Here is a 7,455-nt window from a genome sequence, read left to right on the forward strand (position 1 = left end):
GTGGCACGTGGGCAGGCGGAATGGGGGACTCGGGGCCGGGCCGGCTCCGGCCGGGGTGGGGCCGCGGGCTCGTGCGGTGGGTCAGTTCTGGACGAGCTTGCCCATAGCGTTGATCTCGTCGACATCGCCGGTGTTGAAGAAGCTCCAGGGGACGGTGGCGAAGCCGCCGTCGCCCCAGCTGCTGCCCCAGCTGTTCTCGATCTTCACGCCCTGGTCGTTGTAGGCAACGATGGTCACCTCGTGGCCGCCGACGATCGGGTCGCTGCCGGCATCGCCCGGCACGTAGCTGTAGTCCGAGGCGGTCTGGGAGTTGAGGTCCATGAAGCTCTGGTGGACGGAGAAGCCGATCGCCACCGGCATGCCCTGCGATATCGCGTCCTCGATGGCCGCGCGCGCCGACGAGCCGCTGGTGGGCAGCTGGGTGAACCCGGAGAGCTTATAACCCGCCGCGTTGGCGCGCTCGTTGTCGTCCGGCTGGGTGGTGAAGTCGGAGTCGCCCTGCCAGTAGTCGGTCTTCGTGTCGATCCCCTGCTGCTGCTCCATCGGCAGCGCGACGCCGGCATAGGTGCCCTGGTCGTTGCCCTGGGCGATCTGCGAGTAGATGAACATCGGGGCCATCGGGGCGCCAGCGATGCCCTGCTCGTTCATCAGGATGCCGTAGCCGGAGTAGCCGGTGGCCCAGGTCACGCAGGCGCCAACCTGGCCCTGGTTGCCAGGGGCGAGCGCATACTGGGTCAGGTCCGTGCTGGCCGGCGCGGCGCCGGTGCGGGCGAACGGGGCCAACGCGCTGTGGTCGGCGGCGGCCGAGGCGTGGACCGCATGCTGGTGGGCCTTCAGGGCAGCGATGTTCAGGCCCAGGCCGTGCTGCAGGTGGTGGTGCGCGCGCTGGCCGACCGGACGAGTGGCGGTCGCCGCCGAGGCGGGGGTCGCGGTCGCGGTGAGGCCAGCGAAGGCGATGGTCGCGGCAGAGGCAGCGAGGATCTTGGGCAGGGGGAAGTGCCTCATGACTGTCCTTGTCTGGCGGTGGGGGCCGCCTGTGGGGGTGACGTGAACCTGTCGAACTGCTCTCTAGGCTGGGCCCTGGCGCTTCGGTGGGATATCCGTCACACGGCAGGGAAGCCGGTCACGCCGCGGGGAGAAGGGCTGCCGAACGGCGGCTTGCATGATCACACAACTACGGCAGTGCCCGCGGATCCTGACGCACAGTGAGGGATCGTCCGAGTGGCGGCATCGTGATCGCCACCCCAGCGCCGCACCGGCAGGGCGAACGGGCGCACCTACTCCGGCAGCATCACGGCCACGGCCTGCACGCCCCGACCGGCGAGAAGGCGACCCGATGCCGATCTGCGCCGCGCGTCCCGGGCAGGGGGAGTCAGCAGCGCCTGCCCCGCCCCGGGCGCTGGTTCACCCGGGCCGCCGCCGGGCCAAGGAGTGGCACCGTGCCGATGCGGTGCCGCCGGGTCGCAGTGCGGCAGTGTTGGCGTCGACCCAGCTGGCCTGGTTCACATCTCCGACCCGTCCTGGGTAGTTGCTTTGAGCCGAGCAGCACGGCGAGTGCAACGCCCAAGGCCAGGAGGTGTCCGGACTCCAATGCGTTGCTGGATGGAGCATCGTGCCTCCTCCGCGTTGCGTCGGCGGGACGGGTCAGACCGAGCGGAGGGTGTCGGTCGGGATGCCCGCGCCGCGCGCAATACGGGGTGGATGCCGGTGAGGGCGGAGGCCAGGACCCAGACCAGCGGTCCGGCGAGCGGGATGGATGCGGGCTGGCCTTGGGCGAGGGCGTAGCCGTAGACGATCGGCGCGCCCGGGAGCAGTCCGCAGACGCGCCGATCTGGCCAGTCAGGATCGCCTTCAGCAGGAACTGGGCGGCGTCTGGCCTCACCGTGCCCCCAGCGCGCGGCGCAGTCCGATCTCGCCGGGGCGTTCCATCACGCCCACGACCATGGTGTTCGCGAGCCGACACCGCTGGCCGCCAGGGCGATCGCGGCGATGGCCAGGACCAGGTCGGTGAGGGCGTCCTCGGTCATGCTCGGGCTGGCCGTGGCCACGGCTTGCACGTCGGGGCCGCGTTTGAGGCCGGGCAGGACTGTGGGCCCGTTGTGGCACCGGGCGGCGCGACCCGGGGCCTCCGTTCAGGCTGGCAGTTCGATCATGGAATACCGAGGCCCCGAGGGATCGTGCCAAGCTCAGCCACGAGTCCCAGTGAGGTCGGCAGGGCTGAAGGTCCGGCGGTAGGCGGCTGGTGGGATGCCGAAGGCGGTTCGCATGTGCGCGCGCAAGGAGTTGGCGGAGCCGAAGCCGGCCCGGTGAGCGACGAGGTCGATCGATAGGTCGGTAGTTTCCAGCAGCTGTTTGGCCAGTTCCAGTCGTTGCGCGGTCAGCCACTGTCCTGGCGTCATCCCGGCCTCGTCGCGGAATCGGCGGGTGAAGGTGCGCAGGCTCATGCGGGCGTGTCGGGCGAGCTGATTGAGAGAGAGCGGCTCGCTCAGGTGTTTCAGGGCCCAGGCACGGGTGGCGGTGGTGCTGGCGGCTGCGGGAGCGGGGACGGGGCGGTCGATGTACTGGGCCTGTCCGCCGTCGCGCCACGGCGGGACGACGCACATGCGAGCGGCCCGGTTGGCGGCGGCCGTGCCCAGGTCGCGGCGGATCATGTGCAGGCACAGGTCGACGCCGGCGGCTACGCCGGCGGAGGTCAGCACGTCCCCGTCGTCGACGAACAGGACGTCCTCGTCCACCTTGACCTGCGGGTAGGTGCGGCGGAACTGCGGGGCCAGGTTCCAGTGGGTCGTCGCCGGACGGCCGTCGAGCAACCCGGCTGCGGCCAGGACGAACGAGCCGGTGCAGATGGAGACCAGGCGGGTTCCTGGGCGGATATGCGCGAGAGCGGCGGCCACCTCAGGCGGTAGCGGGCCGCCGTCGTCGAGCTCGGGCATGGCATGGGTCGGCGGGACTATCACGGTGTCCGCCGCTGCCAGGGCCTCCGGACCGGCAGCGGGCAGCACGCTGAATCCGGCATCGCTCGCAACGGGCCGGCCGTCCGCCGTGCAGACGGTGACCTCGTACAGCGGACACCCATTGGCGTCTTCCACGCTGCCGAAGACTCGGGAGGGGATCCCCAGCTCGAACGGCGGGACCCCGGGAAGCGCGAGGACGGCTATCCGGTGCGGCCGCGGATCTGTCTGCTGGCATGCGTCCCAGGGCGGTGCCTGCGGGCTTTCGCTCATGGCCAGATCCTGTCACATGGTGACCAAACGGCCAACACTGTGCTGGGCCGACGGCCTGCATCGTGGATGGTGTCGCCGGAAACGACCCGGCGGCGACCAGATCGGCACGAAGGATTTAGGCGGACAGCATGCGCGCGGTAGTAGTGGAGCAGTGGGGCGGACCCGAGAACCTGGTCGAGCGTGAGGTCGAGCGCCCGGAGCCCGGACTGAACGAGGTCCTGGTGCGGGTGCACGCAGCCGGGGTGAACCCGGTGGACTGGAAGACCCGCGCCAGCGGAGCCCTCATCGAATGGGGCGACGTGCCGGCAGTCGGATGGGACGTTTCTGGAACCGTCGAGGCCGTCGGGCCCGGCGTGAGCGTCTTCCGGGCAGGGGATGAGGTCTTCGGGATGCCGCTGTTCCCCCGTCAGGCGGGCGCATACGCCGAGTACGTGGTGGCGCCAGCCCGGCATCTCGCCCCCAAGCCTGCGACTCTGACCCACGTGGAAGCGGCAGCGCTGCCGCTCGCTGCGCTCACGGCCTGGCAGGCGTTGGTCGACGCGGCGCGGGTCCGTCCCGGTGAGCGGGTGCTGGTGCACGCGGCGGCCGGCGGGGTGGGTCATTTCGCCGTGCAGATTGCCAAGGCCCGCGGTGCGTACGTCATCGGCACGGCCAGCGCGGCCAAGCACGACCTGGTGCGGAGGCTGGGCGCGGACGAGGTGGTCGACTATCGCTCGCTGCGATTCGAGGATGTCGTGGCCGACATCGACGTAGTCCTGGACGGGCTCGGTGGTGAGACCGCCGAGCGCTCTGTGAAGGTGCTGCGCAAGGGTGGCCGCCTGATCACACTGCCCGGCCCGGACGACGTACCTGACACCCCTGAGGGGGTGAAGGCGGACTGGGTTTTGGTGGAGCCCGACCACCTGGGCCTGCGCCAGATCGCCGCCTTGGCGGAGCAGGGCGCCCTGAAGCCGGTCGTGGAGACCGTCCTCCCCCTGGAACAGGCCGCGCAGGCCCACAGGATCGGCGAGCAGGGCCGAACCGCCGGCAAGATCGTCCTCACGGTGGCCTGAACCCGAGTCACCGACACCGCGCGGCGCATAACAAACGGGCGCCGCGCGGAGGGTGGCCTTCCTGCCCCCTTCACTGGACGTTGGGAAGCGTAGCGAGGACAGGGCGCGTTCGCCACGCGTTGCCGACGGCCGGGAAGCGGCGGCGTGACGCTCATCGCGCTCCGATGAAGCAGGCGAGCTTGACACCTCCGATGGACGTTGAATCGCGGACGCTGCGATGAAGCGTTCAGGGCTGGTGCGGGTGCCCTGCGCGTGGTGACCCGGGGCCCGGTGGAGGCCTCGCCGGGCTTCAGCGGCCTGAGCTGGAGGTTCTCCTTCATTTGCTTGACAGACCCCGGCGATCCGGGCGATCCGTGTGACGGGCCAGCGCAGCAGCACGTCCTGGGCGTGGGGTTCCGCGGGCCCTTGTAGCGCGCTCACTGGTGGTTGGCGCTCTCGGTGAGTACTTCGAGGAGCAGATCGAGGCCTGGGGGCGTGTGGTGTGGGTTCCACAAGGCGGAGTAGGTCGCGGTGGAGGAGCCTGCCAGGGGGATAACGACCGTCTTTGGGGGTGGGCAGACGGCGTACGAGGCGGGTTGCAAGGTTACTGAGCGCCCGTCGACGATGTGGTGGTAGGCCAGGCTGATCCAGGTCTCGCGGATGACGGGCCTGCGTGAGGATGGGCTGGTGAGTCGTTGGATGGCGTTCCAGTAGCCGGGGTAGCTGGGGCGGGGCCAGCTGAGCCATTCGTACGGGATCAAGTCGGTGAGGGAGACTCGGCTGTGGTCGGCCAATGGATGGGCCGTCCCGACTACCGCGCACCAGGGTTCGTTTCCCAGCAGCTTTACGGCAAGGCCGTGTCCGGCCGGGCCCGCCTCCAGAGCGACCCCCACGTCCAGTTGTCCTGCCAGCAGAGCGGCGCGCAGGGATTCCTCGCTGCATTCGCTGGCTTGCAGGTTGAGGCGGGAGTTCATGCGTTCCAGTGCGCCTGCCGTTCGGGGAAGGAGGCGGTGGGCCGCGCTGGGGGTGTGGCCGATCCGAATGGAGCGCGCCTCTTGGAAGCAGCCGAGGGCGCGGTCGAGAGCTCGCAGGGCGGGATCCACCTGGTCGCGCAGCAGCCTCCCGGCCGGGGTGAGCCGCACCTTTCGGGTCGTGCGCTCGAAAAGCTGCACCCGGAGAACCGTCTCGAGGGATCGGACCTGGGAGGAGACCGCCTGCTGTGTGAGGAAGAGCCGTCTGGCGGCTTGGGTGAAACTCAACTCTTCGGCGACCACGAGGAAAGCCCTGAGCTGTCGCACGTCGAAGTGGTCCAGGTCTGTCAATGTAGGCGAACCACCCTCCCGTGATTCCTTCCGGCTGTCGCGTTGCGCCACGCTCGGAGCAGGGCCCATTTCTGGCCGGAGATCAGTGCGACAGGTCCTCTGCTCTTGGGAGGAGGCTGGCAGAAAGGCCGAAGGGCCAGTCATGTCGACTAGCGGCAACCGTCAGTTCATCAGGGAAGATCCTGGCACCGCGGCGGTGCCGCAGCGCGGCCTGGCTGTTCAACTCGGCTTGCGCCTGGTTGGCGGCGTCGCCTGCACAGCGGGCTTCCACGACCCAGAACTGTCTGCCTTTCACCTTGCGGTCGCCCTCGCATCGGAGCGTGGGCACACTGACGACCCACCAATGTGTCTCGGTCGATATAGGCATGGCGACCATGGATGCTTCTCCTCGATCAGTCCTCCGGTACCGCAGGGCCAGCGGCGCAACAGGCTGGACGAGCGGAGCCAGGGCGGCCGAACTCGACGACGCCCTGCCGTGGCACTGGATCCGTGAGATGCGACCGAATTTGTTGACTACGACGGTCAGGTCGAAGCCGTCTTGGAGAGCACGATCTCTGCCGCTCCATCGCGTCTCGCCCGAATCGTTGTAGACATCATAGTGCCGGAATGACAACACGTTGTCCAGTGATGGCAGTGGGCGCAGCAGGATGCATGACGCCGCTGTGGCGGCCGATATCTCAAGGGTGCGCGCGCTATTGCCAGTTGAAGCGAGTCCTATCGGGTGCCAATGACAAGGCCACGGTCCGGCCCTCGGCGTCGGCCGCTTGGGCTGAGCCCGATTGCGCGGGCGTGGGCCCGTCCGGTGTCCGGGCATGAGACGGTGATGCCCAGTTGAGCGGATAGGCAGGATGTGACGTCCAGGGCGTCCACCTGGAAAGGCAAGGCGCCTCGTATGCGGTCCCTCGGGTAGTCGAGGGCGGTCTCTGTGTTCGACGGGCGGTTTTCCGGGAGGGCGCGGGGCTGGTCCGATGGTCCGCATGGCCGAGCGGCCGGGGCTGCCCGCCCCGGCCGCCCACTGGCTCCAGATCGGTTGGCACCACGAGCAGCGCCGGGGCCAGCCTGGCAGTGAAGGCTCACCGGAATCCGGGCGCCCTCACAACTGAGCGGGTTCTTATGCGGGTTCACCTACGGCCAGCCCCGACCATCTCGAGATGGTCGGGCCGCCTTCACGTCGGCCTCGCAAATCCGGGACCGCAGAGCCTCCCCCGCGTCCGCCGACACCGCGCAGGCATGAGGCGGCCGTCGCCCGACCTGATCAAGGCGACGGCATCCCTTGTGGGGAACTCCGAAGGTTCTCGTCTACGTCGCTGGCCTCAGGGGAGTGCGACGGACGGGTAGTGCTCGGTGTAGGACTCCCCGTCGGTGCCGAAATAGGTGCAGGTACGGGCGGCGGTGTCGACGTCGTACCAGACGACTCCGGCACTCCAGCAGCTGCGGACGAACTCCGGGAACGTCGACTCGCCGGCCTGGTCAGTCCGCAGGGCTGCGATCAGGGCCGCCTCGTCGAACCGCGGTGCGGCCGCGAAACCGGTGACCAGCGGTTCGCCCTGGACCACCACGTTTCCGTGCTGTGTCAGGTACAGGAAGGCACCTGCCGGGACGGCCATGCGGCAGCGGGTGACGCCGGCCTGGCGCAGACTCTCGGCGAGATAGGGAAAGCCACCCACCTTCGGCCGGGCGGCCGCACCCCGTTCCATGGCGGCCTGGAGGTGACTGATGGTGTCGATGACGGTCATGACGATCTCCACTGTGGTTCCGGTGGGGTGCGCATCCGGGTGGATTCAGCACACCCGATATGACACCATGGTGCCTTAGCGACAATACATTGTCGAATGGATGGTGATTCGCATGCCGGATGAACTGCCGCTGCTGGTGGCC

General features: G+C 69.0%; 6 protein-coding genes. 1 reads left to right on the forward strand and 5 read right to left on the reverse strand.

Annotated features, from left to right (window positions below):
• Nucleotides 1-81: 81 nt before the first annotated feature.
• Nucleotides 82-1,005 carry a C1 family peptidase gene (locus tag TR48_RS30160; protein WP_042373268.1) on the reverse strand — a complete coding sequence of 308 codons (924 nt, stop codon included), beginning with the start codon at nt 1,003-1,005 and terminating at the stop codon, nt 82-84.
• 1,181 nt (nt 1,006-2,186) lie between these two features.
• The gene (locus TR48_RS30165; protein WP_042373270.1) at nt 2,187-3,224 is read right to left on the reverse strand and encodes a GlxA family transcriptional regulator; all 1,038 of its coding nucleotides are present in this window, start codon (nt 3,222-3,224) and stop codon (nt 2,187-2,189) included.
• Between the two features lie 128 nt (nt 3,225-3,352).
• Between TR48_RS30165 and TR48_RS30170 the strand changes: the two genes are divergently transcribed.
• Nucleotides 3,353-4,276, forward strand: a complete 924-nt coding sequence (locus tag TR48_RS30170) for an NADP-dependent oxidoreductase (RefSeq protein ID WP_042373272.1) — start codon at nt 3,353-3,355, stop codon at nt 4,274-4,276.
• Nucleotides 4,277-4,692: 416 nt separating this feature from the next.
• On the opposite strand, the gene TR48_RS39395 is transcribed toward TR48_RS30170, so the two are convergent.
• The 3 genes from TR48_RS39395 to TR48_RS30180 form a co-directional block, all read right to left on the reverse strand.
• Nucleotides 4,693-5,577, reverse strand: a complete 885-nt coding sequence (locus TR48_RS39395) for a LysR family transcriptional regulator (RefSeq protein WP_052443172.1) — start codon at nt 5,575-5,577, stop codon at nt 4,693-4,695.
• An 82-nt stretch (nt 5,578-5,659) separates the two neighbouring features.
• Nucleotides 5,660-5,953 carry a hypothetical protein gene (locus TR48_RS43775; RefSeq protein WP_161789942.1) on the reverse strand — a complete coding sequence of 98 codons (294 nt, stop codon included), beginning with the start codon at nt 5,951-5,953 and terminating at the stop codon, nt 5,660-5,662.
• A 937-nt stretch (nt 5,954-6,890) separates the two neighbouring features.
• Complete coding sequence (locus tag TR48_RS30180; protein WP_052443176.1) at nt 6,891-7,313, reverse strand: DUF1398 family protein; 423 nt, start codon at nt 7,311-7,313, stop codon at nt 6,891-6,893.
• Nucleotides 7,314-7,455: the final 142 nt, after the last annotated feature.

Source organism: Streptacidiphilus neutrinimicus, from assembly GCF_000787815.1.
In the GTDB taxonomy this organism is placed as follows: domain Bacteria; phylum Actinomycetota; class Actinomycetes; order Streptomycetales; family Streptomycetaceae; genus Streptacidiphilus; species Streptacidiphilus neutrinimicus.